Origin of the sequence: Methylobacterium sp. CCH7-A2, from assembly GCF_001557075.1 — a bacterium.
Lineage (GTDB): Bacteria > Pseudomonadota > Alphaproteobacteria > Rhizobiales > Beijerinckiaceae > Allobosea > Allobosea massiliensis.
Genome location: NZ_LSKN01000124.1, coordinates 1 through 348, shown reverse-complemented (window position 1 = coordinate 348; position 348 = coordinate 1). Strand labels below are relative to the sequence as shown.

At 67.5% G+C, this 348-nt stretch carries 1 pseudogene; it reads left to right on the top strand.

The features are described from left to right. Positions 1–345 (top strand): annotated as a pseudogene (locus AX750_RS26465) (catalase); the annotation flags it as partial. Between the last annotated feature and the right edge of the window lie 3 nt (positions 346–348).

Genomic DNA, 348 nt, shown 5'->3' with positions numbered 1-348 from the left:
GGGTTGAGCGACGAGGACGCCAAGGGCAAGCCGGCCGACTTCCTGGTCGACGAGTTGAAGGCGCGTCTGGCTGAGAAAAGGCCGGCCGGTTTCGACGTCGTCGCGATCCTCGGCTCGGTCGCCGACGCCACCATCCCGGCGACGCAGACCTGGCCGGACGAGGAGACGCGGCGCAGCGTCAAAATGGCGGAACTCACAGTGACCGGGCTGGCGGAGAACGACATCTGCGATCGCGGGATTTTCGATCCTACCCGCCTGGCGGAGGGTGTGGCCGGTCCGACCGACGACCCGCTCTTCACCGAACGGGCGCCCGCCTATGCGATCTCGATCACCCAGCGGCATTGAGGC